Source organism: Clostridium sp. Ade.TY (assembly GCF_000498355.1).
Classification (GTDB): Bacteria; Bacillota; Clostridia; order Clostridiales; family Clostridiaceae; genus Clostridium.
The window spans coordinates 106,019-132,291 of record NZ_AVSV01000003.1 but is presented as its reverse complement, the minus strand read 5'-3'; the positions used below and the strand labels follow the sequence as shown (position 1 = coordinate 132,291).

At 26.9% G+C, this 26,273-nt stretch carries 24 protein-coding genes; 2 read left to right on the top strand and 22 right to left on the bottom strand.

The features are described 5' to 3' along the window. Positions 1-68: 68 nt before the first annotated feature. Complete coding sequence (dcm, locus tag O212_RS0101280) at positions 69-1,292, bottom strand: DNA (cytosine-5-)-methyltransferase (protein ID WP_029699085.1); 1,224 nt, start codon at positions 1,290-1,292, stop codon at positions 69-71. Positions 1,293-1,566: 274 nt separating this feature from the next. Here dcm and O212_RS0101275 point away from each other — a divergent pair, with 274 nt between their 5' ends. Then, a complete protein-coding gene (locus tag O212_RS0101275) occupies positions 1,567-3,048 on the top strand; it encodes a Sau3AI family type II restriction endonuclease (protein WP_024613365.1) in 1,482 nt (493 codons plus the stop codon). 61 nt (positions 3,049-3,109) lie between these two features. Here the strand turns inward: O212_RS0101275 and O212_RS0101270 are convergent, their stop codons facing one another. Then, on the bottom strand, positions 3,110-3,733 hold the full coding sequence (locus O212_RS0101270; RefSeq protein ID WP_024613364.1) for a phospholipase D-like domain-containing protein: 624 nt from the start codon (positions 3,731-3,733) through the stop codon (positions 3,110-3,112). Positions 3,734-3,889: 156 nt separating this feature from the next. On the opposite strand from O212_RS0101270, the gene O212_RS0101265 reads away from it, so the two are divergent. Next, positions 3,890-4,198 carry a DUF4359 domain-containing protein gene (locus tag O212_RS0101265; RefSeq protein ID WP_024613363.1) on the top strand — a complete coding sequence of 103 codons (309 nt, stop codon included), beginning with the start codon at positions 3,890-3,892 and terminating at the stop codon, positions 4,196-4,198. Between the two features lie 82 nt (positions 4,199-4,280). Here O212_RS0101265 and O212_RS0101260 read toward each other — a convergent pair whose 3' ends face one another. From O212_RS0101260 to selA, 20 genes are all read right to left on the bottom strand, one after another. Then, positions 4,281-4,919 carry a hypothetical protein gene (locus O212_RS0101260; protein ID WP_024613362.1) on the bottom strand — a complete coding sequence of 213 codons (639 nt, stop codon included), beginning with the start codon at positions 4,917-4,919 and terminating at the stop codon, positions 4,281-4,283. Positions 4,920-5,035: 116 nt separating this feature from the next. Further along, positions 5,036-5,872 carry a MurR/RpiR family transcriptional regulator gene (locus O212_RS0101255; RefSeq protein WP_024613361.1) on the bottom strand — a complete coding sequence of 279 codons (837 nt, stop codon included), beginning with the start codon at positions 5,870-5,872 and terminating at the stop codon, positions 5,036-5,038. 16 nt (positions 5,873-5,888) lie between these two features. Then, positions 5,889-6,794 carry a BadF/BadG/BcrA/BcrD ATPase family protein gene (locus tag O212_RS0101250; protein ID WP_024613360.1) on the bottom strand — a complete coding sequence of 302 codons (906 nt, stop codon included), beginning with the start codon at positions 6,792-6,794 and terminating at the stop codon, positions 5,889-5,891. Between the two features lie 45 nt (positions 6,795-6,839). Beyond that, on the bottom strand, positions 6,840-8,660 hold the full coding sequence (locus O212_RS0101245) for a family 10 glycosylhydrolase (protein ID WP_024613359.1): 1,821 nt from the start codon (positions 8,658-8,660) through the stop codon (positions 6,840-6,842). 214 nt (positions 8,661-8,874) lie between these two features. Beyond that, positions 8,875-9,975 (bottom strand): MupG family TIM beta-alpha barrel fold protein, encoded by a 1,101-nt coding sequence (locus O212_RS0101240; RefSeq protein WP_024613358.1) that lies wholly within the window; start codon positions 9,973-9,975, stop codon positions 8,875-8,877. A gap of 204 nt (positions 9,976-10,179) precedes the next feature. After that, positions 10,180-11,457, bottom strand: coding sequence for a PTS sugar transporter subunit IIC (locus tag O212_RS0101235; RefSeq protein ID WP_024613357.1), 1,278 nt, complete (start codon positions 11,455-11,457; stop codon positions 10,180-10,182). A 29-nt stretch (positions 11,458-11,486) separates the two neighbouring features. Then, entirely contained in the window at positions 11,487-11,795 is a 309-nt protein-coding gene (locus tag O212_RS0101230; RefSeq protein ID WP_024613356.1) for a PTS sugar transporter subunit IIB, read from the bottom strand. 59 nt (positions 11,796-11,854) lie between these two features. Then, positions 11,855-12,208, bottom strand: a complete 354-nt coding sequence (locus O212_RS0101225; protein ID WP_024613355.1) for a hypothetical protein — start codon at positions 12,206-12,208, stop codon at positions 11,855-11,857. Further along, positions 12,186-13,373, bottom strand: coding sequence for an anhydro-N-acetylmuramic acid kinase AnmK (anmK, locus tag O212_RS0101220; RefSeq protein WP_024613354.1), 1,188 nt, complete (start codon positions 13,371-13,373; stop codon positions 12,186-12,188). Before anmK ends, O212_RS0101225 begins: the two co-directional genes overlap by 23 nt. Before the next feature lie 2 nt (positions 13,374-13,375). Continuing rightward, on the bottom strand, positions 13,376-13,696 hold the full coding sequence (locus tag O212_RS0101215; protein WP_024613353.1) for a PTS lactose/cellobiose transporter subunit IIA: 321 nt from the start codon (positions 13,694-13,696) through the stop codon (positions 13,376-13,378). A gap of 12 nt (positions 13,697-13,708) precedes the next feature. Further along, positions 13,709-14,623: an N-acetylmuramic acid 6-phosphate etherase gene (murQ, locus tag O212_RS0101210; protein ID WP_024613352.1), complete on the bottom strand. Its 915-nt coding sequence runs from the start codon at positions 14,621-14,623 to the stop codon at positions 13,709-13,711. Positions 14,624-15,034: 411 nt separating this feature from the next. Then, positions 15,035-15,820 (bottom strand): glycyl-radical enzyme activating protein, encoded by a 786-nt coding sequence (locus O212_RS0101205; RefSeq protein WP_024613351.1) that lies wholly within the window; start codon positions 15,818-15,820, stop codon positions 15,035-15,037. Between the two features lie 18 nt (positions 15,821-15,838). Then, positions 15,839-18,349, bottom strand: a complete 2,511-nt coding sequence (locus O212_RS0101200; RefSeq protein ID WP_024613350.1) for a glycyl radical protein — start codon at positions 18,347-18,349, stop codon at positions 15,839-15,841. Between the two features lie 315 nt (positions 18,350-18,664). Continuing rightward, the gene (locus O212_RS0101195) at positions 18,665-19,558 is read right to left on the bottom strand and encodes a hypothetical protein (protein ID WP_024613349.1); all 894 of its coding nucleotides are present in this window, start codon (positions 19,556-19,558) and stop codon (positions 18,665-18,667) included. A 203-nt stretch (positions 19,559-19,761) separates the two neighbouring features. Continuing rightward, the gene (locus tag O212_RS0101190; protein ID WP_024613348.1) at positions 19,762-20,241 is read right to left on the bottom strand and encodes a hypothetical protein; all 480 of its coding nucleotides are present in this window, start codon (positions 20,239-20,241) and stop codon (positions 19,762-19,764) included. A gap of 225 nt (positions 20,242-20,466) precedes the next feature. After that, entirely contained in the window at positions 20,467-21,843 is a 1,377-nt protein-coding gene (rlmD, locus tag O212_RS0101185; protein ID WP_024613347.1) for a 23S rRNA (uracil(1939)-C(5))-methyltransferase RlmD, read from the bottom strand. A 34-nt stretch (positions 21,844-21,877) separates the two neighbouring features. After that, positions 21,878-22,198 (bottom strand): RDD family protein, encoded by a 321-nt coding sequence (locus tag O212_RS0101180; RefSeq protein WP_024613346.1) that lies wholly within the window; start codon positions 22,196-22,198, stop codon positions 21,878-21,880. A 23-nt stretch (positions 22,199-22,221) separates the two neighbouring features. After that, positions 22,222-22,929, bottom strand: a complete 708-nt coding sequence (locus O212_RS0101175) for a hypothetical protein (protein WP_024613345.1) — start codon at positions 22,927-22,929, stop codon at positions 22,222-22,224. A gap of 79 nt (positions 22,930-23,008) precedes the next feature. Further along, positions 23,009-24,883: a selenocysteine-specific translation elongation factor gene (gene selB, locus O212_RS0101170; protein ID WP_024613344.1), complete on the bottom strand. Its 1,875-nt coding sequence runs from the start codon at positions 24,881-24,883 to the stop codon at positions 23,009-23,011. Next, entirely contained in the window at positions 24,880-26,268 is a 1,389-nt protein-coding gene (selA, locus tag O212_RS0101165; RefSeq protein ID WP_024613343.1) for an L-seryl-tRNA(Sec) selenium transferase, read from the bottom strand. The genes selB and selA overlap by 4 nt, the downstream gene beginning before the upstream one ends. Positions 26,269-26,273 lie beyond the last annotated feature (5 nt).

Below are 26,273 nucleotides of genomic sequence, written 5' to 3'. Positions count from 1 at the left end.
TGTAAAAATCTACATTAATATTATTTAATAACAAAAGCACACTAAAAATACTTTAGTGTGCTTAATATTTAATCTTCTAATTCAAATATCTTATTTAATTTCTTACCCATTCTTTCAATTAATCCAACAACTAATGCATTCCCCATACAGAAATATCTAAATTTTTGTGTCATTCCTGTATTAGTCCACTCATCATCAAAACCATTTAACCTTTCACACTCTACTGGTGTTAAAACTCTTAATCTATTAGTTTGTGGGTCATTTACAACATGTGTACTTCTATTTACGCTTGCTTCACTCGTAAGCATCGTTCTTGCAGGTAACTCTAGATTATCAGGAAATCCAACAGCACCTTCTCTATAAGTATACTCAAATCCTTCTTTTGTTGTTCTTGGTTCGGCCTTAGCACCTTTCATGTAAGTCCATCTACCTAATTCTTCTCCTAAATAAAACTCTTCGCTTACATCTTTTTGAAGTATTTCTCCAAGTTTAACGGATTCCTGATTTTTAGCAGTATATCTAGTTGTATAAATTCTATCATTTATTAATGTCCCTGCCTCTTGAAAACCAAATGAAAAATAATTTGATACTTCAAGTATATCTTGATTTAGTAATTTTTCATCTTCGCTATATATAGTTTCTATAGGAAATGGTTCTGCAAAGAATCCAGTTTCCCTTATATAAGCTTCCATAAACCCTTCATTATTTAATCCTTGAGTAACACTCTTGCAGTAATTAGTATTATGTTTGTACGCAAATATGAATACTCTTCTTCTTCTTTGAGCAAACCCATAATCTGCTGCATTTATAACTCTCCACTCAACATTGTATCCTAAATCCCTAAAACAAGTTAACATTACTCCAAAATCTCTTCCTCTTTGTCTTGCAGGTGATTTAAGTAATCTATCAACATTTTCTAAAAGTACAAATGGTGGCTTATCTCTTTCTAAAAATTTTCTTATCTCCCACCATAGGACTCCCTTTTTACCTTCTATTCCCTTTGATTTTGTAGATGCTACTGAATAATCCTGACATGGAAATCCACCTACAAGCAAATTATACTTTGGCACACCAAAGGATTCTGGTTTTTCATTTACTAACGCTATATCCTCATTAACTGCTTTTGTCTCTGGAAAATGATTTGTATAACATTCAAATGCATGTTGTACTTTTCTTGAAGGTTCCCATTGATTTGCCCAAAGAACCTCCCAGTCTGTTGCCGCTTTACTTAATCCAAGATGAAAACCACCAACACCGGCAAACAGTTCACATACAGTTTTTTTAATTGCCATTATATGCACCTCTATCTAAAATCGTCTTTTTGTCATTAATTAATTATACATAATATATAAATAAATTCAAAGATAAAGTTATTTATATATTACCTAATATAAATTATATAATATATACTTTTTTCAAGTAATAATTTATTTTTTGTTTCTCAAATTTCAATCTATATCAAACAGATTTAATATTAAAATATTTATGTAGTATAATATGGTTATAATTACAATTTAAATCAAAAATTTATTATATATTTTAAATAATATTATTAAGGAGATTATTATGACTTTAAATCTATATGATGAAACTAATCCTTTAAGTATAGAAAAATATGCACAAAAGCTTATAGGAAAAACATTCAATGAAGTTTTAATAGAAGATTCTAAACAATCAATTTTCATATCTGAAAATAAAGAAGATTATGGTACAAACCATGAAAATAAAAAACGTAAAGGTGGATTAGGAGAGTTAATTGAAGAATGCTTTTTCCATTATAAATGTAATAGTGATTCAAATCCAGACTTTGATAAGGCAGGTGTGGAACTTAAAGTTACGCCTTATAAAATTAATAAAAATAAATCTCTATCAGCTAAAGAACGTTTAATAATAACTATGATTGACTATTTTAAAGTAGTTGAAGAAAATTTTGAAAATAGTCATCTTTGGAATAAATCTAAACTTATTTTACTAGTTTATTATTTATATTCTAAAGATATAAAAAACAGATTAGATTATAGAATAAATTATGCAAAATTATTTACACCACAAGAAAAAGATTTAGAAGTAATAAAAAATGACTTTGAAATAATAGTAAATAAAATCAAATGTGGTAAAGCCCATGAGCTTTCAGAAGGTGATACTATGTACTTAGGTGCAGCTACAAAATCAGCTACATCTTCCAACAGACGTGGACAACCATTCTCTGATATTCCAGCTAAACCTAGAGCATTCTCATTTAAAACATCTTATATGACTTATGTTCTTAATAATTTTATAGTTCCAAATAAAACAACTTATGAACCAATCATAAAGGATGCTAATGAACTTAAAAATAACACTTTTGAAGAAATTATAATAAAAAAAATAAACTCTCATGTTGGAAAAACAGATGAATATCTTTGTAAATTATTTGATAGAAAATACAACAATAATAAAGCTCAATGGATTGATTTATCTTATAGAATGCTTGGAATAAAATCCAACAAAGCTGAAGAATTTGAAAAGGCTAATATAACGGTGAAAGCATTACGTGTTGAAATCAATAATAAAATAGTTGAAAGTAGTCCTCTTCCATCATTTAAATTTAAAGAACTTGTTGATGAAACTTGGGAAGAATCAAATCTTTTTAATTATCTTGATCAACAAAAATTCTTATTTGTAGTCTTTAAAAAGTTTGGAGATAAATATATCCTAAAAGGAGCTCAACTTTGGAATATACCTTACAATGATTTAAATACTACAGTTTATGAAGGTTGGAAAAATATAAAAAACATTATAAAATCCGGGGTAAAGTTTGTTCCTAAAATAGATAAGAATGGTAAATTAACTTATACTAATAACTTACCTAACAAATCATCAAATAAAATTATCCATATAAGACCTCATGCTCAAAAAAGTGCTTATAAATTTAATGATGGTACTGAAGTAGGAAATATTTCAAGAGATGCTAACGAATTACCTGATGGAACATATATGACAAATCAAAGCTTTTGGCTTAATAATACTTACATTTTGAATCAATTAGATGAAAATCTCTTAAAATAAGATTACTATTAAATTAATATAAATAAAAAAGCTCTTTATTTTAGAGCTTTTTTTAAATCATTTAATACTTTTTAATTATACCTTCAAAATTCTTTTTAAACTTTTTTACTATTTTCCTACTCTTTATTATAGTTATGTTTTCTAGACTATTTCTAGCATTATTAGTCCAGTTATATGATCCATTTATAACTTTTAAATCATCTATAATACAATATTTATGATGCATATGATTTTTATTACCTAAATTCACAAATTTTAATTGATTACTTACTTTTGTTAAATTATTCATTTTATTAAGATTATACTCATTATCATCAACTATAATTCTAATTTTTATTCCAGAATCCTTCAATTTCTCTAACTCTGCAATTATCTTATCTGAAGTAAACCATCCAACAGCTATACACAATTCATTTTTTGCCTTGCATATATTTTTTATTATTAAATTTTCTATTTCATCATCAAAAAAATCTATAGCTATATTTTCATTTAGTTTCTTTTCTTGATCCTTATTAATCTTTTCTAATGTCCTAAGTCTTTCTCCTATTTCTTTAGCTTCCTTTAATATTAATATTTTTTCTTTTTTTAGTTTAATATTCTCTTCTAATATTTTCTCATTTTTTTCTAATTTTCTTCTTTCTTCCTTATTTAATAATTTTGATTTTGTCCATTTTATTATTCCCAATACAAAACCTCGTTTTATTAATACATTACATTATATTGGACTTTAATATAATCGTTACTATAAAGTTCCGTATTATAAATTTATATCAATTGAATTCTTAAATAAACTTTTGGCAATAATAAATATTATATAAATAATAAAGAGGTGAAATTTTTAATGAGAAAACTTAGTAAAATACTTTTATTATCTATTATTTTATTATTATTTTGTAGTATATTTACAAATCCTACAAAAAAAGAATTTGTTGAGTGGAGCAGAAATAATATGAAACTTAATAGTAAAAACATTTTTGAATATTCTGCGGTATCTCTTTTAGGTGAAGCTGCTTTAACAACAAAAACTGAAGTAAATAATTATTTTATTTTTTCTATTTTTGAAACCAATTTAAATTCTAATTCAAAATCAGTAAAGACATTAGGATTATTTAATAAATTTATCCCTTTAACTTCAAATGAATATATTTAAAAATTTAGACTTAGAATTTATAATTATTCTAAGTCTAAATAAAAAATGTAGATTTTAATCTATCTTCTAAAATCTTATTAACTTATCTCTCATTAAATATATCCTTTAACTTAAGTAATTCCCCCTTAGGTTTATCCCATTGATGCCTTGAAGGATGTGGAACATATAATATTTCACTTTCACCTATATTTAATTCATCCCTTACCTTATCAAAATAACTTTCAGAAAATTTTCCACAAACTATTATTTTAGTTTCATTATTCATATTTATATTATTAAATCTAACCCTAAAATCCTCTAATAATTTTTCTTCTATGATATTTACATCTTTATCCCTATGTTTACCAAGAGTCTTATATCCACTTCTTATAAGTTTACATACTCCATTTAATAATGTCTTATATTTATCATCCAAATTATTTATTTCTTGAAGTGGTACTTTTGATATATTTATAATTACTATATCCTTATCAGGATTATCTTTTGCATACTTTCCAAAACTTTCATTAACTCCAATCCCCATAAATTTTCCCATATCAATACCACTTTTACCTGCAACAGGGTATCCATTCTTTACTTCATCATTATGAGGAGATTCTAAAACAAAAATATATTTACTAATATTATCTTTAAAAGATATATCAGAAACAATATACCTTTTATCCTTATAATAATCATTAAATAAACTTCTATAATCCACGTTACTTTTTTCTTTATCCATTAAATCATCTCCAATACAGAAATTCTTTTTTCACTTTACTTATTATTAATTATATATCAAAAAAACTAGCAATTAATCTTTAAAAGCTAATTGCTAGTTACATATTCTCTTATTAATTATTTTATTTTTTCAATTACATTCCTAGTTTCAGTAATATAGCTCTTAGTTTCCTCTATATTACTTTTTGCAATTCCAAGATATAAAATATCAATTAATGTTAGTGCAGAAATTCTTGATGTTATGGCACCAAGTCTTAATTCTCTTTCCTCGTTTGGGATATAAAGAACCATATCTGCATTCTTTGATAATGTACTACTATTGTATTTTGTTATAGCTATAGTTTTAGCCCCATTTTCTTTAGCCTGATTTATTCCGATATTAATTTCCTTTGTTTCACCACTGTAGCTTATTCCTATTGCTACATCATCTTTACCTATATGTGATGCGGTGGCAAGTTGTATATGAGAATCATGACTATATATTACATCTTTCTTTATTCTAAGTAATTTATACTGAAAATCTAATGCAATAAGTCCTGATGCTCCAACCCCATAAATATATATTCTCTTTGCCTTAGCTATAACATCTATAGCTTTTTCTACTACATTAACATTTATAAGTCTATATGTTTTTTCTAATGTATTTATATTAGATTGTATAGCTTTTTTTACCATAGTTTTTGTATCATCATCTTCACTAATGAATTCACTAAAATCTATTATTTCATCTTCATTTTCCTTTGCAAGTTCAACTTTTAAGGCAGTAAAACCCTTAAAACCTAGTTTTTTTGAAAATCTAATTACTCCAGCTGGTGATGCAGATACTTTGCTTGCAAGTTCTTGTGCAGAAAGATTAATTACCTCATCTTTATTTGAAAGTATATACTTACCTATTTTCTTTTCACCTTCTGTAAAATCTTTCATACCTTCTCTTATAATATACAAACAATTCATTTCTTATCTCCTAACTTTAATCAATATTTTTCATTGCAAGTATGGCAGCTCCTATGTCTGCAGTATATTTAGGTGGAATTAATTCACACCTTTTATCCAATAACTTTATTAATGGATCTAAAATAAATTTTTCTGATTTAAATACTCCACCAATATAAGATACTTTAACATTATTATATTTAAAGTCTTTAATTAATAAATTAATTAATTCTGAAAGCTCTTTTGCTGCTAAATTAAATATATTAATTGCATTTTCATCCCCAAGTTTTGCAGCTTCAAAACAAACCTCTGAAAATTTAGCAATTTCTAATCTATCAGCTTTTATATCTTCATTAATATACTTAATAAAATTATAGTCATTTGATAGATTTAACTTATTTTTAATTATCTCATATATATACGTTTTTTCCAATCTGCCGTCAACTTCTTTAGAAAATATTTCTACTACTTTTCTACCAATCCAATATGCTGAACCTTCATCACCTATAGTGTATCCAAATCCACCACATCTTTTATATTCATTATTTATTTTAGATAATGCTATAGAGCCTGTGCCTGAAACTATTACTATGCCATCTTCTCCATTTAAAGCTCCATTAAGTGCTATTTCAACATCATTTTTCAATATATACTTGTAGTTTTTAAAAACTTTTTCAATAACCTTCTCAATTGCTTCTCTATCTTTTTTTATATTACCATATCCTGCAATTCCGATTCCTATCCCATCTATTTGATCTAACTTTATATTGCTTTTACAAAGTATTTCATCTAATCCATCTCTTAAAACTTTTTCTACTCCATTTAATCCAATTTGTTTAAAATGAGATGTTCCTTTTTTGATAGATTCAATAACTTCTATATTTTCATTTATTATTGTAAATTGTGTTTTTGTTCCGCCACCATCTATCCCTAAATAGTACATATTTTTGCTCCTTTTTAACCAATCCATTTTATATGTTTTAAAAAATTATTTTTTACCATTTACAGTAAATGTATTAATATTAGACTCATTCCCAGCCTTATCTATAATAGTCACTCCATAAGTGTAAGTTTTCTTACTATCAATTGTATTATCTTTAAACTCTGTTCCATTTTCATTACCAAAACGTGCTATAACATTATCAAAATTATTTTGATCTATAGTCTTTACTTTACCTTCTACTCTATATACTTGATAAAATCTAGTATCACTATTTTTATCATTCCATCTTAAATTAATTTCTCCATTTTTATTCTTACCATTTAATCCATTTACAGCTGAAGTTTTTGCATGATCTAGCCAAGGTTTTGCTGGAGTTTTAGCTGAAATATTATAATATTCTTTTATTGTTTCTGTAGTTTTTTTATTAACATCTTCTCTATTTACTAAATCTACATTTTTAGTTTTATTATCCAAATTAAATCTTGGATCTATAAGGCTATATTGACTTAACATCTTTGTATTACTTTTTACATTTAACTTATTGTATGAGAAAAATACACTTCCTTTTACATTGTCATATTTCTGATTAAATCTTAATTGTGCCGGTATTTCATCAGGATTATCAAAATCCTTTGCTGAGTTTTCTATTATTTTATAATTTGGATGTCCAACATATAATTGAGTCTTTTCAACTCCTTCAAACTGTTCATTCCACCAATCAACTAACTCCCCATATGGTGCTGCTGGTTGATTAAATTGCCAGTATATTTGTGGTATTAAATAATCTAGCATTTCTTCTTTTACCCATTTTCTTGTATTTACATAATCATTTATACTTGCTGTAGATGTAGTAGGTGTATGTGAACCGCCTTCAATTTCTTCAGCATGTCCCCAAATACCAAATGGGCTTACACCAAATTGAACACTATTTTTAGTTTTATTATTATAATCAGAAACAGTCTCCTTTACTTCTTTTATAAGTAAATTTATATTATCTTCCCTCCATTTATGAATATTATCAAAACCTCTATTATAATTTTCAAATGTATCAGAATCAACATCACTATCTCTCATTGCCATTGTAGTATTGTTTGTATCTACTATTGGTTTCCCATTTTCATCATATCCCAATACTTTTTTAAATGTTGTTTTGTATGGATAAAAATAATCATCAAAATGTATTGCATCTACATCATAATTATTTAGAACTTCTTCTATTGTATTAACTATATGATCTAAAACTTCTGGTCTACCTGGATCTAAATATAATTTATTTGCAAATTCATATACTAAATCAGGATTTTTCTTGGCAAAATTCATATCATCTAATTCTTTTAATTTATCTTCTTTTTTTCTATAATCAGTAGCTTTATTTGTTACTCTATAAGGATTAAACCAAGCATGAAGTTCCAATCCTTCCTCATGTGCCAATTGTATAGCAATTTTTAATGGATCAAAACTTAATTTTCCCCCTTGTTTTCCATCAATAAATTCTGATGATGGATTTATTGATGATTGATACCAAGCATCTAACATAGGTCTAACTTGAAATATTAAAGCATTTAACCCTAATTCTTTTGCCTTTTTTACTACCTTTGTAAATTCAGCTCTAAACTCTGACTCATTAGCTACTTTAGGAAAATCTATATTACTTACAGTAGATAACCATGTCGCTCTAAAATCCTCTTTTTTATTTTGAAATTTAGTTGGAACTGTGATTTGCTCACCATGTAAAAGTATAGGTTCATTAGTTCCATACTTAAAAAGTGGATCTTCCTTAATATTACTTGCAGATGCTAATATAGTCTGTCCACCCATTAATGCTGCTAATACCGTTGATAATAAAATAAATTTCCTTTTTATCATTAATATTCCCCCTTAAAATTATATTTTTTAATATTAAATCAGCTTAATTTTTAAATGCTTGGAATGTTATATCTTTAATTAATTCTGCTATATTTAATGTAATATTAGTTTTATATAATTTTTATATTTAAATAATTAGCTATGTTTTAAAATAATGTTGATTTTAATATATAACTGCATACTTCTTAAAACATAGCCTAATAATTGATGTCTTTTATGAATTTTCCATAGGAGTAAAAGTAAATTTTTGCCATGGCTTAATGTAATCTAATAAGAATATTTCCTCATCTCTTATTCTTCCAACTACATTAGATTTTCCACTATTTTTCATATCACTTCTAGCTATTTGTAACTCTCCAGCATAATGACCATATTCACTACTTTCGATTATTATATCTCCTCTTTTAATGTCTTCTTTTGGATTAAATATCTTAAAATCATGACCTTTATATTTTACTCTACTTGCTGTTGATCTTATTAAATTATCTGAAAAATCCCCTCTATTAAAGTGTAGTTCTTCAAGTAAAATTTTCTTTTCTATTTCTGGTAAATTCTCTTCTAACTTAACCTCAAATGTTACCATATCTTTTCTCATATTTTTAAGCTTCAAAAGTTCATTATCTGTTGGATAACAATTTGAAATTATAATATCATCTATATTTCCCATAGCAATTAAATGTTTTGCTTGTACTTCTATTGGTATATTTCTATGAACTTCTAAAGTTGGTAACCCATCAGTTACAGGCCATGGACCAAAACTACCTTCATTTTGACTAGTTATAAATGCTGCTGTTTTTAATCCATATTTTTTAAATCTATCTGTACATTTTAAGAAATGGTCAAAGTTTAATCCACTATATCTATGAGGATAGAAATTATGGCAAGCTATTAAATTATCTTTATTTGGCATATAATCCATTATTGTATCTATATAGCTTGTATTATTGCTCATGTTTATTTCAATTTTTAAACCTTCTTTATTGAAGGTCATTAAAGATTCTTCAAGACCTGTAAATCCCATATCAAGTCTTAATCCATCAGCTTCAATATCTTTAAAGAAACTTAAATCTTTATAACTTATACCAAGTTCATCAAATACTCTAGGACTTACATCAACTATAACTTCAAATCCTTTACTTTTAGCATAAGTATTTATATCTTTAAATTTTTTGATTATATTTTCTTTACTATCTTTAACTGATAAAAGGCATGAAAAAATTCTACTAAACCCACATTCTTTTGCTTTATCTATGTATTCATATATTTCCTTTTCTGTGCTTTTTTCTTCATATATTGATATTCCAAGTCTTCCCATACTAACATCTCCTCAAATCTACTTTTTTTATTTCTTAGCTTCTATAAAGCAAATAATTTAATTTAATTAAATATTAATCATATACTACACATTAATTAATCTTATAAAATTCATTTATTTATTTATAATGCTCAATGAAGAGTTCATATTTCTTCATTGAGCATTTACATAGTCATTATTGTTTTTAATAATACATTATTATTCTTATATTATATTTCCTTCTCCAGTATCTTCTTCTGCTAATAATTTTTTATCATACATTTTTACAAATGGATAATAAATTACTAAAGAAATTATTATACAAACTATATTTAATACAGAAGCTCTCCAATCTCCTCCAGTTGCAAGAAATGCTCCTATTGGTCCTGGAAGTGTCCATGGTGCTGTAACTGTAACTTTATTTACTAAGTCAAAACTCATAGCAAGCCATGCAACTATTGCTGAAACCATTGGAGTTATTACAAATGGTATTATAAGTATTGGATTTAATACTATTGGTGCTCCAAATATTACTGGTTCGTTTATATTAAATATTCCTGGAACTAAAGCTGTTCTTCCAAGGCTCTTACCATACTTTGACTTACATATTGTTGCCATAAGTATTACAAGTCCTATTGTTGCACCAGAACCTCCAACCCATATAAACCATTGGTAAAATGGCTCAGCTGCTATTCCAGTTGCTACTTGTCCTGCTGCTACTGCTGAAGTATTTTGATCTAATATTTGTAACCATAATGGTCTAGCAAGTGATCCTATAATTGATACTCCATGAATACCAAATGACCAGAATAATGTAATTAAGAATACTAATAATAAAACACTTGGCAATGTATCTGATGCTGATACTAATGGGTCAACAACCTTTGCTATAAATCCATGCCAATCAAATTTTAAGAAATATGTTACAGTACCCATAAATAGTATAACTATTGCAGTAGGTGTAAGTGCTTCAAATGATCTTGCAACTGATGGCGGTACTTGTTCTGGCATCTTTATTCTAAAATTCTTTGTTGTCGTAAACCTTAAAACCTCTACTGCAAATATAGAAACGATTATTCCAACGAACATTCCGCCTCCACCCATGTTACCCATAGGCATCATGAATCCCATACCTTCAATAACTTGAGGAACAATTGTCATCATAAATGCTATTGCAGCTAATATTCCGCCTGTAACTCCATCAAGCTTGTATGATTTTGCAAGACTATATCCAATCCCCCATGTAGCATACATGGTCATAATGTACATTGTCATACGATAAGGTAATAAAATTGTACTTGCGTTTTCTTTTAAAAATTGTGTTACTCCCCATGACTCTGGTAATGGTGGAAATGCAATTATTAAGAAAAATGATCCTACAATAATAAGTGGTAGAGTTGCTATAATACCATCACGAATAGCACGTAAATGCCTTTGTTCAGCTAGTCTTGCCATTGGCATTGACAGCTTATTTTCTAAAAAATCAGTAATTTTTTCTAACATATAATTCCCTCCCCTTTCTTAAATAAAAGTTATAATTTAAGAGTTTCCTTAACCTGTTCTAAAAGTTTAGGTCCTCCAAGTGGGCTATAAGCTTGTGGTTTAATTAATACACATGGAACATTTGCACTATCTGCATATTCCTTTAAGTAATCAAATCTATGTCTAACTTGCGGTGCAACCATTGCAATATCATATCCATTTTTAACTTCTTCTTCAAATTCTTGAGTGCTAACAGCTAAAACTTCCATTTCTAATCCTGATTTTTCTGCTGTTTTTTTAAGTGCATTTACCGCTATTGCACTTGACATTCCTTGAGAACAAACAAATAATACTTTCATAATAAATCCTCCTAAAACCTTTTAATAATTTAATATTTTAATAATTTTATTTAATAAACTTAAATGTAAGCATTTAAATACATCCAGAAGAATGCAATTATACAAAATGCTAATGCAAATCCTCCATATGTAATCCAAAACCCTTTGCAATATTTCTTATTAGTTTCTATAAAATATCTTGAATAAGCTAATGCATAACTTGTAATTGTAGCATTTCCAATAATAACTCCTAGCTTAAAATCTATTCCAATAAAGCTTAGTATATATGGAACAATAAATGTTGAAATTACTGCACCTAGCATTATTACTAGACTACTTTTAAAGCTAAAAGTTGGTATTCCATAATCTGTTTTACCACTTGCAAAAACTTTTGCCTTAGTATACTTTTTACTATTTACACATCTTAAAGCCATATTTACCATCTCCTTTATTAAATATTCTTGGACTCATTGTTATTTGTCCTAGTATTACCTTCTCATTAGCTCCTGTTGCTGATGGAACATTTGAGAAATTATTATTTAATGTTTCATTTCCTAATACAGCAAATGCTATAGCTTCTTTAGCATCTGATGAAAATCCTAAATCTTCTTGTATTAATACCTCTATACCCTCTAATTCTTCTTTTATAAATTTAATTAAAGTTTTATTGTGTGCTCCACCACCTGCGATAATAACTTTTTCTAATTTATTATTTGGAATAATAAACTTTTTATAATTATAAGATATTGATTTTGCAGTAAACATAGTTAATGTAGCTATTATATCTTCACTTTTTAATTCACTGTATTTATCTATTACTTTTTCAACAAATCTCTGTCCAAAATCTTCTCTTCCAGTTGTCTTTGGTGGCTTTTCATGAATATACTTCATTTTCATGAGTTCATTTAACATTTCATCATTGACGACTCCACTTGATGCTATTTTTCCATCTTTATCATAAGGAATACCAAATAATATATTACAAGCTTCATCAATAGCCATATTTCCTGGTCCTGTATCAAAAGCAAATATATCATCAATTAAATTACTTTCAGGTAAAACAGTAACATTTCCTATTCCACCTATATTTTGAAGTGCTATTCCTTTTTCTTTTTCGCTGTATAAAATATATTCTGTATATGGTACAAGTGGAGCACCTTCTCCATTTGCTGCCATATCCATAACTCTAAAATTTGATATTACAAGTGTATTAGTTTTATATGCAATAACACTTGCTTCTCCTATTTGTAGAGTTGATTTAACTAACCCCTCTCTATCTTTAGGAATATGATATATAGTTTGTCCATGTGATGCTATATAATCTAATTGTTCTATATCAATATTAGCTCTATTTAAGATATCGATTACAGCATCAGCAAATAAATTTCCAAGTTTAAAATTTAAACTACAAATTAAATCCACTGAAGATTTATCTTCTAAACAAGCCTTCTTTATTTCATTTTTTATTTCACTTGGTATTTTAAAAGTTTCAAATTCCAAAAGATCAACCTTTGTATTTATACCTGAACCTTTAATTTCAACTAACGCAGCATCTATTCCATCTAATGATGTTCCAGACATCAATCCTACAGCTAACATTTTTATCTTAAATCAACCTTTTTATGAAGTTTTATCATACCCTCTATTAATGTCTTTGATTCAATAGCCGCCATTAGATGATCTTGTGCATGAACCATAAGTAATGATACTTCTACCTTTCTTCCTGCTGCTTCTTCTTGAATTAAACTTGTTTGAACTGAATGAACACTTAATAATGCTTTATCAGCTTCCTTTAAAAGTTCTTCCGCCTTATCATATTCTCCATTTTGTGCTTTATCTAAAGCTTCATAAGCTAAACCTTTTGCCTCTCCTGCACTTGCTATTATTTCAAAAATTATTTCTTCCATATTTAAATTACTCATTAATTTCCCCTCCTATTTTATCTTTTCTAATGCTTCTGATATCCTACCTTCACTTTCTTCAAGTACTTTTATTGCATCTTCAACTTCTAAACCTGAAAGAATCATAAAAATCGCTAGTTTAACGTTTTCAGATGACTTATAAAAAAATTTCTCTGCAGTTTCTCTTTCGCATCCTGTAGATTCCATTATTATTACTTTAGCTCTTTCAACTAATTTCTTATTTGTAGGTTTTAAATCTATCATTAAATTTTCATAAACCTTACCACATTTTATCATAACCCCAGTTGAAAGCATATTTAAAATCATTTTTTGAGCAGTTCCAGCTTTCATTCTAGTTGATCCAGTAACAACCTCTGCACCAGGTATAACTTCTATTGCTATATCTGAATACTTAGAAACTTCTCCATTATTAACGCAACATATTGAAACTGATTTTGCTCCAATTTCCCTTGCATATTCAAGTCCACCTATTACATATGGTGTTCTTCCTGATGCTGCAATTCCTACTAAAGCATCATTTTCATTAAATCCTATTGCTTTTAAATCTTCTACGCAAAGTTCCTTTGAATCTTCTGCACCTTCTTTTGCTTTAAACATAGCACTTTCTCCACCAGCAATTAATCCTCTTACTAAGTCAAAGCTAACTCCATATGTTGGTGGACATTCTGATGCATCTAACACTCCAAGTCTTCCAGAAGTTCCAGCTCCTATATAAATTAACCTTCCACCTTTTTTAACCTGAGTATATATTAAATCAATAGCATTTGCTATTTCTTGTAATACTTCTTGAACTGCAAGTGCCACTTTTTTATCTTCTTCATTTATTAACTTTACAATCTCTCTAGTTGATAGCTTGTCTATATTTTTACTATTGCAATTTCTTTTTTCAGTATCTAATTTATTTAAATTCACCTGCATATTTTTCATCAATCTCCCTCCCTTTTGAAATAAAATTTCAAAATATTTATCTATTATTTAGAATTTTTATTTCAATTTCATTATATCATGCTGGTTTTTATTTGCAATAGTTTTTTTAAATAAAATTTCTCCTTTTTTATTTATTGAGTGAAATTTTATGTCAAAAATTATTTTAATTTGTATCATTAAGTTATCCGTTATTGATTTCAAATATTTATTTTTATAATTAATATTCACTTAAAATACAGTATAAAAATAAAAAGCTAAGTAAATTTCTTTACTTAACTTTTTATATAAACATATAATATTAAATTAATAATATAGATTTTATTAATTTGAATTTTATTTTCTATAAACAATTCTTTAATTCAATAAAGAAATTCAACTATTTTAGATTAATCTAATCTTTTTAATATATACTTATCCTCCAATTTGCCCTTCAAGACCTTCTTCTAATACGACTTCTAACAGCAAATTCATATACTCATTACTTAAAATATCAATACCATCCATAATATATTTACGATTAAGCCCAGTATATTTATCCTGCCCCATACGATGATAAGGCAAAAGATGAAGTTTTGTTACACCATTTAATCCTTTTGCAAATCTTGCTATTTCTCTTATTTCCTCTTTAGTATGATTAAAAGATGGAATTACAGGTACCCTTATAATTAAATTAGAAGATGAATTTGCAATTATATTTGCATTTTCTAAAATAATTTTATTATCTCTTCCTGTAAACTGCTTATGCTTTTCTCCATTAATATGCTTTATATCCATTAAAACAGTATCCACTTCTTCAATAATATCTTTAACGATTTCTTTATTAACACCTGCTGTAGTCTCTATTGCTGTTGATATTCCAGCTTCTTTACAACAATGAAGTAATGCTTTTGAAAATAATCTTTGACACATACATTCTCCTCCAGATAAGGTTACACCTCCACCAGAACGTTTATAATATGGTCTATCTTGTTCTATTTTCTTTAAAACTTCTCTTACTGTTACATCTTGTCCAATAGTTTTAACATCTCCATTTACAATCATTTTTTCTATTTCAAAGTTTTGAGATTCTGGATTACAACACCACTGACATCTAAATATACACCCTTTTAAAAATACTATTGTTCTAATCCCTGGACCATCATGAATAGAGAACTTTTGTATATCAAATATTCTTCCTTTAACATCTAAATAATTCATATTAAAACATTCCATTTCTTAAAAACCATTTTGTTCTGTACGATTAATAATGTCATCTTGCAATGATTTAGATAAAGATGTAAAAAGAGCACTATATCCAGCAACGCGAACAACTAAACTTTTATACTTTTCAGGGTATTTTTGAGCTTCCAGTAATGTTTCCCTACTGACTACATTAAATTGTATATGACTACCTTTTTGATCAAAATATCCCCTAATAAAATTAATGAAAGCTTCAAGTCCAGTTCTACCTGCTAAGACTGATGGATGAAATTTTTGATTAAATAATGTTCCATTGGAAGCAATTCCATGATCTAACCTTGCTACGGAATTTGCTGCTGCTGTTGGTCCTAAAATATCTTTTCCAGCTGATGGTGACACCCCATCTGCAACTGGAGTATAAGCTAATCTACCATCTGGTGTTGCTCCTGTTTGTGCTCCTAGTGGAACATTTGCAGATACTGGATAAAGTCCTGCTTGATACTTACCCCCACGAGGATTTTTATATTCTTGTAATGGCTTAGTATATACATAAGCTACATCTCTTGCAAATGCATCAACTTCCTTAATATCATTTCCAAACTTAGGTACATCATTAATTAAATGGAGTAATTTTTCATAATTGCTATTTTGGACTTTAACAATTGAATTTGTTATTTCTTTAATAGTTTCACTATTTATATTTTTATTATCACAAGCTAACTTTTCTATAACTTTTCTTGTTATACTTTCAATATTTTCTTTTGACAACCCTTGTCCATAATTATTTATAAGAGCTTCTTTATATTCTTTTAAAGTTACTTTCTTTTCATCAAAAACTAACTTCTTAATTGCATACAATGAATCTGCCATATTCGCAACTCCAAAACCTTGTGGTCCTGTAAAATTGTATATAGCTCCACCTTCTTGAACTGATTTTCCTCTTTTTATACAATCATCAATCATACTAGATAAATAAGGAAGTGGACATCTCTCCATATGCGCTACGTCTATTGAATTATCTGCATTAACTAATAATTCAATGCAATATTTCATTTGCTTTTTATAAGCATTATAAAACTCTTCAAAAGTTTTCATATCATTAATATCGCCTGTTTCAATCCCAACTAACTCACCATCAAAATATCCATTACTAAAAACTAATTCCAATGGCTTACACATATTAAAAAAGGCTGCATCATGCCAACCATCTGTTTTTCCTGATTTTTGTGGTTCAACACATCCTATTATGTTATAATCTCTAGCATCTTCTAATGTAAGTCCTCTATTAAGTAATGATGGAATAATAACTTCATCATTATAATAAGCAGGAAGTCCTATACCTGTACGTGTTAACTTAGCTGCTTTAATTAAAAAATTATGTGGAGTCCCATTCCAAACTCTAACTGATAAAGATGGTTGAGGTAACATTACATGCATTGATGCCTCAATAGACATATATGATAAGTCATTTGTTACATCTAGTCCATTGGCATCTTGACCACCTGCTATTAAATTTTGAAATAATCCATAACCTGCAAAACCTTCTGCTGAAGCCTCATCTCTTACTTTATTTAAATCATTTAATTTAACCCATATGCAATCCATTAATTCTTGAGCAAATTCCTTAGTAATTTTTCCTGATTCAATATCTGATTTGTAATATGGATACATATATTGATCAAATCTTCCTGGTGATATAGAATGTCCACTTGATTCTATTTGCAATAACATTTGTATAAACCAAAAAGATTGGCAAGCCTCATAAAAACTTTTTGCTCCCTTTGCTGGGACTCTTTCACAATTTGATGCAATTTTTAAAAGTTCGTCTCTTCTAAAAGTATCATTACATTGTTTTGCCATACAACGAGCCATATTTGCATAACGATTTGCATATTCTATTACAGCTTTTAATGATTCAATAACTGCCTTTAAAAAATTACTCTTTTTAGCATAATCCATATCTGAAACATTACATTTTTCTAATTCTTCTTCTACTTCTCTTATAAGACCTTCATACCCTATTTCTAAAACTTTTTCATATTTTACAGTAACATGTCCAACTCCATTGTAATAATAATTTCCTGGAGTAAATATATTATTATTTATAGCATTAATTGTTTCTTTTGCCATATATGATGTTGCTAATTCACTTGTAGTTTTTCCATTCCAATACTTATATACATCTCTTAATATAGCTTTATTTTCTTCTGATATATAAAAAGGATCTGCACTTCTAAATTGAACTGTATCAAATTCTTTTTCAAGCCATTCATAAGAAAATTCAGGAAATACCTGACAACTTCTTGGTGATAATGTTGCACTTCCAACTATTAATTCATAATCCCTAATAATTATAGGAATATTTTTTAATATATGAGAAAATGCTTTAGCCCTTCTTACTATAATTGGTTCCCCTTCTGTCATTTTATAAGATTCTGTAAGAAGTCTAGCCCTGTCTGATTCTATTTCCGGCATTTTCTTAAACAAATTATCTACAAGTCTAGTAATTCTTGAACTTTTCTTTATATCATAAATCTCTTCTCCCATACTCACCCTCCAATATATTTAAATCTTTTATTTTCTGTTTTTTATTATTTTATAATTATATTTTATAACTATTTTTACATTTTTTCAATTTATTTACATTATTTTTTTTCTGTATTTGTTTTGTTTTATTATTTTTATAGAAAAATATAATAAAGAAATTGCTAAAAACACAGAAATATTGAAAAGTAATTTTAAATTATTAAATATAAAAATCTAACTAAATAAAATTTTTTATAAAAATTTAAAGAGACTTTATAAAATTAATTATAAAAAAGACTTCTTCACATCTGAAAAAGTCTCCTTTTTAATAAAATACTATCTATAATTTACTTGCATATTATTTACCATTACTACATACTTAGAAAATACTCCATGTACAACTTTAATTTTGCTATTCTTACTAAAATAAGGAGTATCATACATTTCAAATACTATTTCTCTCTTATTTTTAAAATCAGTTGCATAAATTCTATAATAAGGTCTTCCACTCTTTTCTGTAAAACTTTCTATTCCTGTACACACTCCTGTCAAAGATGTATAAAGTCCAAAGAAATATTCTAGTATTGAAAATATATTTTTAAATATTATTACTGCAAAAATTAAAACAAATATAGAATCAAAAAACTTATATACAAAAAATATAGCTACTGCTGTATAAATTATTGAATATACTTTAAAAACCCTTCTATTTTGAGGAACTTCTTCTATTGGATAAATCCAAATTTTATACCTCCAAAGTATACTACTATATAAGCTATCTTCATCAGCTCCAGCCATGGCCATTTGCCATTTAAGTCTATGGTCTGTAAATATAGTTGCGTATATTCTCTTTGTATAAATTATTAAGCATATATAAGATGCCTCCATAATTAATGAAGATGTTATTAACTGCTTGTCCTTAAATATAAGTACCGTAACTAAAATATAAGCAATAAAAACTATATTTAAAAATATGAATGGAGTTAATTTTGTTTTTACTCTAAAGCTATCTTCTTCAGATAATTTAGGTGTTTTATTAAATGCTACAGCTAAAAATAATGCCAATAAAGTAAATAATGTCATTCTATTTATAATTTGAATATTTATTCCCTCTAAGTAAGTAAATTCATATCCATTTTGCTCAAGAAAATATAATATATTACCTATTATATTTACTATTATTACTCCTATAGCCAACATCCTTAATGATTTTATACTTTGTATTCCCAAAATTAATCTTTCCTTCCTTTTTAAAACATACTTATATGTTATCAAAAATTATAAAAAATTTAAAATAAAAATCTGTTTCATAAACTGTATGTTTATGTTAACTAATACGATTATGAATAAATTCCAAAATATAATTTCATATAAAGCAAAAAAAAAAAATTACCATTAAATTAAAATTATAATGGCAAATTTCAAATTATAGTTTAAGCTTTTTGAATATTAACCTCTTTAAATTTGTTATAAAACATATTAATTAAAATCCCAACAATAACTCCCCCAATTATAGCTATAATAATCCACAAAAAAATTCCTTCAAAGCTATTTGAAAATAATGCTTTTACATTACTTAAATAATAATCTGCTTTATAATTACCTATATAAAATTCTTTAAGTGCTTCTTGTTCAATAAATATTGTTCTCATTGGAATAAAAAAATAATAAGAAATAAGAGCTGCTATCCAAGTTAAAATACCAGAGAAAATTGATAGAAACTTTGACATAGAAACTTTAATTTCGTTTATAACTATAACAGTAAATGGAATAACCCATATTCCCCAAGCTATTATAAGCCAACTAAAAGTTGATGTTAAATACTTTGTTGTGTAATCTTGATAAAACACATCAAACACTCCAAATAAGATTCCAATTGATACATAAAATATCCAACGATAGCTTTTTTTCATTGCTTAACTTCCTCCATCTCTATATTTTAAATATATTTTACCATATTTTTACTTTTTATATTTCTTAACATTACTTAATATTTTTTAATATAAAGAAAAGAGTTATAAGAACTTTAATTCTTATAACTCTTTAAATTTAATTCCAATAACTTCTCACATATTGAATATATACATTAACCATAACTTAAAATATTTAAATAAAAAATTATAAACTTACTTTGAAGTTTATTTCAATTTTTTTGTAAGTTTAACAATCACCTCACCGTGAGGTGTGTTTGGAAACATATCTTTAACTCTTGTTCTCTCAATTACATATCCTGCATTAACGAGACCTTTAAGATCATTAACTAAAGTCTTAGGATTACATGAAACATAAACAATTTCCTTAGCATCAAATCTTATAACATAATCAAGAGCTTTAGGGCTTACTCCACTTCTTGGTGGATCTAATATTATAATATCTGGCTTATCAGTAACTTGTTTAATAGTTTCTGCAACATCACCAGCCATAAATGTACAATTATCAAGACCATTAAGCTTAGCATTTTCTTTTGCAGCTTCAACAGCTTCCTCAATAAGCTCAAGTCCAACAACCTTTTTAGCTTTTGGTGCCACAATTTGACCTATTGTTCCTGTTCCACAATAAAGGTCAAATACAACTTTATTGTCTGAGTCACCCATAAATTCTCTAACTATACTATAAAGACTTGCTGCTCCTTTAGTATTAGTTTGGAAAAATGAAAATGGTGATATTTTAAACTTTAATCCTAAAAGTTCTTCCATTATATAATCTTTTCCGTAAATAAGATTAACTTTCTCTGGTATTACTGCATCAGAAAATGAATTATTTTCTGTATGAAGAAGAGATACAAGCTCTCCATCAAAATCTAATCCTTTAATGATTTCTGCCCATTCTGTTAAATCAAAATCAACTTGTGTTGTTGTAACTAAGTTAACTAAAAGCTCTCCTGTATTTTTAGCTTTTCTTATAACTAAATGTCTTAAATATCCTTCTTTCTTCATTACTCTATAGTATGGAAGATCTGTTCCTCTAAAATATTCAACAGTTGCCTTTATAACTTTTCTAAAATCTTCATCAACAAGCTTACACTCATCAACAGTTATTATTCCAAAGCTTGCATTTTTCATATGCATTCCAAGGCAAAGTTCTCCACCTTTAAACTCATCTCCAAAAGTGAATTCCATTTTATTTCTATACTCAAATTGATTTTCGCTACCTGTTACTCCCTCATACTCTCCAGTAGTAACATCAGCATTTACAAATAAGTCTTTAACTTCTTCTCCTAAAAGCTCTAATTGCTTTTCATAAGAAAGATTTTGTGATGAACATCCACCACATATTCCAAAATGAGGACACTTTGGCTCTACTTCATAAGGTGCTTTTTCTATAACTTCTAAAAGTTTAGCTTCAGTATAAGCTTCTCTATTTTTCTTAACTCTTGCCTTTACTGTTTCTCCTGGGAAAGCTCCTTTTACTAATACTTTAGTGTCATCTAAAATTCCAACACCAACTGATGGAAACTCAGTTTTATTTATTTTAACTGTAATTTCTCTTCCTCTACCTCTTCCTCTTCTGCTCACTAACTTATATCTCTCCTATCATTTAAGTTTTATTTTATCCTATAGCTAGTATTCTCTTTCCTATAGTTCTTCTATTCCCTCTTTCAAATATAGGTCTATATAATATATTAAATATTATAAATATAATTAATAGAATTCCTGATGGATCTTTAACCATAAATCCAATAAATCCAATTAAAATATCAAATATTAATAAACCTATAGCTGATACACCTAATATTATAGCTTGGTCTATGACACTTGCAAATAAAGTTTTTATAAATGATGGATTTTCATCAATTTCATCGTCAATTATTTTATTACTTTGTTTAGTTTTAACTTTAACTTCTATATTACGTTCTTCACTATTACTCAATTAAAAAATCCTCCTAGAATTAATTATTTAAGACCTTCAGACTTATTAGTAAATTTATATATTTTAGTTGATATTGTATAAACTATATAATCTTTACTTACTGCATACTCTTCAACTAATCCATTTATTGTATTATCTATTATTCCTTCTGTCTTATCACTTTTAATTATATCCATTATTTTCTTATTTATTTCATCATAATTTCTATCTGGCTCACCAGTCATTATAGCTGCATATTTAGCTAATGAAGTATCACCTAAATTAAATTTTCCATCTTTAATTGCACCTTCTCCATCAAACTTAAGAGAAAGTTTCATTTGGAATCTTCCTGAATCTTGTGCATCTCCAATAAGTTGCTCTTCAAATTGCATACTTTCTAACTTATTAGCCTCTGGCTTTTTATTATCTAAGTATATTGATTTTATATTAGCTGTTACTGCATTAACTTTATCTACTTTATCTTCTTTTTTATAGTCAAGGCCAAACTCCTTAGTTAAATCCTCAACTTTAGTCATTAAAGTATCTCCTTCTTTTACAAATTCATCATGTGTAAAATCTTTTATCCAGGCTCCTTGTAATCCATCAAATTTCTTTTGTTGATTCTCCGTAACTTGAGCTTGCTTTGTTGTGTTATTTGTTGATTCATTTATTTCATTTGTTTTATTTCCACATCCAGCTAACGAAAATAATAAAGTAGCTGATATTACTAATCCTATAATTTTCTTTGACATTATTATTACCTCCTATTTTAACCCCAAAATCCCCCAAAAAACTTCATTTTTCTTAATTATATCACTCAAATTTTTATATTTAAAGCATTACACGTTTATTTTCTACTCTTTTCGTGATTTTAAGTTTATCTAATTCTTCAAGGAAAGCTAGTGCAACTTTTCTGTTTGTATCTAAAATATCTCTACACATAGCAAGGGTTATTTCACCTTTTTCTTCTAAATGTTTCTTTATTATTCCCTTTCCAATATTAAATATTTTATAACTTAATATTACTCCATCATTTAAAATAACTATTTCTCTCTCATCCTCTAAAAATTTCAATATTTTAAAATACAATGAATCATTTATTTTATGTCTTTCTCTAATATATTTTATATCAACTGTAACAAATCCTTGATTTAGTTCATTAATCAAGTCTTCTTTAAATCTTTTTTCATTTAATCCTAATATTTTCTTGAAACCTTTAAGAGAAACTGTACCTTTATTTATATTCACTACATCTTCAGATTTTATAATATTTAAAAGTTCATTAAACTCATTTATAGTAAGCTCTTTTCTTATTATTTTTTTTCTTAACTCTTCTTTAGACATTCCATCATCTAATGGATTTTTCTTATGATAGTTTAAAAGTATATTTTTAAGTTCTTCTAATATTATACCTAATTGCTTGTTATAGATTATAATTTTTTCCTTACAATTTAATACTTTAGCGTAATTTTTTCTTACTAATTCATTTATCCCAAAATCTAATTCATCTATATTACAATCAATATTTTTAATTAAATCACTTATATTAATTAGTTTTTCCTTTTTTAATATATCTAATATTCTTTCTTCTACAGTACCCTTTTCTTTTAGTATTACCTTTTCTTTATAAATATCTATATTTTTTCTAACCTTTTGACCTTTTGTCTCTATTACTTTACCTCCGCCTAAATTATAAATAGGTGAGTAATTTCTTATGTAATAACAATCATTTTTTTTAACTAATATTTCATTTTCTAATCTTAATTGTATATATTTATTTTCTAAATCTAAAGGATATAATCTCCCTATAACTTCTTTTGTTCCACTATATACTCTAACTCTCTGACCTTTTTTAACTTCTTTTTCTCTTATTTTATAAAAAGAACAATCTATTATGGAAGTTGTTTCTAAATTTAAATTGCTACTTAAAACTTCTCCCCTTTTTATATCATCTTTTGAAACATTAGTAATATTTAATGCACATCTATTTCCCTTTATACATTTTTCAATCTTTTTCCCATAGCTTTGAACTTCACGAACTCTAACTTCTTTTAATGATGGATAAAGTTTAATGGTATCTCCTTCTTTAACTTCACCTTCTAAAGCTGTTCCTGTAACAACAGTACCAAATCCCTTAACTGTAAATACTCTGTCAACAGCCATTCTAAAATCATTTTCTATTTCATCTTCATAAGTATCTAAAAAAAGATTTTCAAGCTCTTTTATAAGCATATCAATTCCAAACTTTGATTTACTTGATACTTTAACTATCGGTACATTAAAAAGATTTGTGTCTTTAAAAGCTTCTCTTATATACTCAATTGATAAATCTTGTATTTCTTCATCACAAATATCACATTTAGTTAATGCTATTATTCCTTTTTTTATTCCAAGTCCTTCTATTATTTGAAGATGTTCTATTGTTTGTTCTCTAACACCTTCATCAGCTGCAATAACAAATAAAACTGCCGAAACTCCTGTAATTCCTGCAATCATATTTCTCACGAACTTTTCATGACCTGGTACATCAACAAATGCAATTTTATTTCCTGATGGTAATTCATAATCAGTAAAACCTAAATCAATTGTAATTCCTCTTCTCTTTTCTTCCTTAAGCCTATCTGTATCAATTCCAGTTAAAGCTTTTATAAGTGATGTTTTACCATGGTCTATATGTCCACAAGTTCCAACTATTAATGTTTTCATACACTTTCCTCAATTCTTTTAAAAGCTTCTGTTATAACTTCTATATCATCATTAATTAAGCATCTTCCATCAATAATTACTTTTCCACCATTTACTCTCGTAATTATAGGTATAATATTTTTTCTAAGTTTTTCTTCAATTTTATTTTCTTTTATTAAATTACTCTCTATATTAAGTACAAAAGTATCAACCTCTAATATAGGTAAAGCTCCTCCACCTACTAATGATTTTTCTTTTGACTTTGTTATATTAAATTTATGTTCTAAAAATTTAAGATTATTTTTTAATTTATTTATCTTTTCTTCAATTTCATCTAAATTTAAACTTAAAAGTTTAAGTGTTGGTATACTTGAATAATCTTCTAAAATATAATCTTTTAAAGTTCCTTCTAAAGCTGCTAAAGTAAACTTATCAACCCTTAATGCTCTATTTAATTGATTCTTCTTTATTTTTTCTATCCAAAAAGACTTACCAATAATTATACCACACTGAGGTCCCCCAAGAAGTTTATCCCCACTAAAAGTAATTATATCAACACCTTCATTAACATATTCACAAACAGTTTTTTCTTCTTCTATTCCTTTTAAGTCTATTTTTTTAAGTAATCCACTCCCTAAATCTAAAATAACTGGTATTTTGTTTTTTTCTTTAAGCATCATAAGTTCTTTTGGTTCAACATCCTTTGTAAAACCTAATATTTTATAATTTGATGTATGCACTTTTATTATTGCACCAGTTTCTTCACTTATTGCATCTTCATAATCTTTTAAATGTGTTCTATTAGTTGTACCAACTTCTTTAAGTATTCCACCACTTAATTTCATTATTTCAGGAACTCTAAAAGATCCTCCTATTTCAACTAATTCGCCTCTTGAAATTATTCCTTCTCTTCCATTACACACAGTATTTAAAGTTATAAGAACTGCTGCTGCATTATTATTTACTACTAAAGCATCTTCAGCTCCAGTTAAATATTTTATATAATCTAAAACATTATCGTATCTACTTCCACGCTTTCCTTTTGTAAGATTATATTCTAAATTTGAATAGCTATTAGAAACTTCATTTAAAGCTTCAATGCTTCTTTTTGATAAAATTGATCTACCAAGGTTTGTATGTATTACAGTTCCAGTACAATTTATAACTCTTCTTAAGTTTAAATTTTCTATATCTTTTATCATTTCTCTAAACTCCATTAAACATTGTTTTTTCAAAGAAAAAATGGGAGAATAATCCCCCATTTTTAAAATCTTTTTTCTTACAATATCTATGGAGCGTCTAAGATTTTCTACTACTAACTTCCTAGGTAACTTTTCTATGTATTTTTTAACTTCGTCCTCATTTAAAAGAACATCTACCTTAGGTAAATTTCTTAATAGATTCATAAAAG

What these genes read in the sequence shown, in the direction of transcription:
- O212_RS0101240 (WP_024613358.1), bottom strand. Translation starts at nt 9,975, where the DNA reads ATGGGAAGACTTGGAATATCAATATATGAAGAAAAAAGCACAGAAAAG.
- O212_RS0101175 (WP_024613345.1), bottom strand. Translation starts at nt 22,929, where the DNA reads ATGTCAAAGAAAATTATAGGATTAGTAATATCAGCTACTTTATTATTT.
- O212_RS0101230 (WP_024613356.1), bottom strand. Translation starts at nt 11,795, where the DNA reads ATGAAAGTATTATTTGTTTGTTCTCAAGGAATGTCAAGTGCAATAGCG.
- O212_RS0101190 (WP_024613348.1), bottom strand. Translation starts at nt 20,241, where the DNA reads ATGAAAAAAAGCTATCGTTGGATATTTTATGTATCAATTGGAATCTTA.
- murQ (WP_024613352.1), bottom strand. Translation starts at nt 14,623, where the DNA reads ATGAAAAATATGCAGGTGAATTTAAATAAATTAGATACTGAAAAAAGA.
- selB (WP_024613344.1), bottom strand. Translation starts at nt 24,883, where the DNA reads ATGAAAACATTAATAGTTGGAACTTGTGGACATATAGACCATGGTAAA.
- dcm (WP_029699085.1), bottom strand. Translation starts at nt 1,292, where the DNA reads ATGGCAATTAAAAAAACTGTATGTGAACTGTTTGCCGGTGTTGGTGGT.
- O212_RS0101265 (WP_024613363.1), top strand. Translation starts at nt 3,890, where the DNA reads ATGAGAAAACTTAGTAAAATACTTTTATTATCTATTATTTTATTATTA.
- O212_RS0101275 (WP_024613365.1), top strand. Translation starts at nt 1,567, where the DNA reads ATGACTTTAAATCTATATGATGAAACTAATCCTTTAAGTATAGAAAAA.
- O212_RS0101255 (WP_024613361.1), bottom strand. Translation starts at nt 5,872, where the DNA reads ATGAATTGTTTGTATATTATAAGAGAAGGTATGAAAGATTTTACAGAA.
- O212_RS0101205 (WP_024613351.1), bottom strand. Translation starts at nt 15,820, where the DNA reads ATGAATTATTTAGATGTTAAAGGAAGAATATTTGATATACAAAAGTTC.
- selA (WP_024613343.1), bottom strand. Translation starts at nt 26,268, where the DNA reads ATGAATCTATTAAGAAATTTACCTAAGGTAGATGTTCTTTTAAATGAG.
- O212_RS0101200 (WP_024613350.1), bottom strand. Translation starts at nt 18,349, where the DNA reads ATGGGAGAAGAGATTTATGATATAAAGAAAAGTTCAAGAATTACTAGA.
- O212_RS0101215 (WP_024613353.1), bottom strand. Translation starts at nt 13,696, where the DNA reads ATGAGTAATTTAAATATGGAAGAAATAATTTTTGAAATAATAGCAAGT.
- O212_RS0101225 (WP_024613355.1), bottom strand. Translation starts at nt 12,208, where the DNA reads ATGGCTTTAAGATGTGTAAATAGTAAAAAGTATACTAAGGCAAAAGTT.
- O212_RS0101245 (WP_024613359.1), bottom strand. Translation starts at nt 8,660, where the DNA reads ATGATAAAAAGGAAATTTATTTTATTATCAACGGTATTAGCAGCATTA.
- O212_RS0101235 (WP_024613357.1), bottom strand. Translation starts at nt 11,457, where the DNA reads ATGTTAGAAAAAATTACTGATTTTTTAGAAAATAAGCTGTCAATGCCA.
- O212_RS0101250 (WP_024613360.1), bottom strand. Translation starts at nt 6,794, where the DNA reads ATGTACTATTTAGGGATAGATGGTGGCGGAACAAAAACACAATTTACA.
- anmK (WP_024613354.1), bottom strand. Translation starts at nt 13,373, where the DNA reads ATGTTAGCTGTAGGATTGATGTCTGGAACATCATTAGATGGAATAGAT.
- O212_RS0101260 (WP_024613362.1), bottom strand. Translation starts at nt 4,919, where the DNA reads ATGGATAAAGAAAAAAGTAACGTGGATTATAGAAGTTTATTTAATGAT.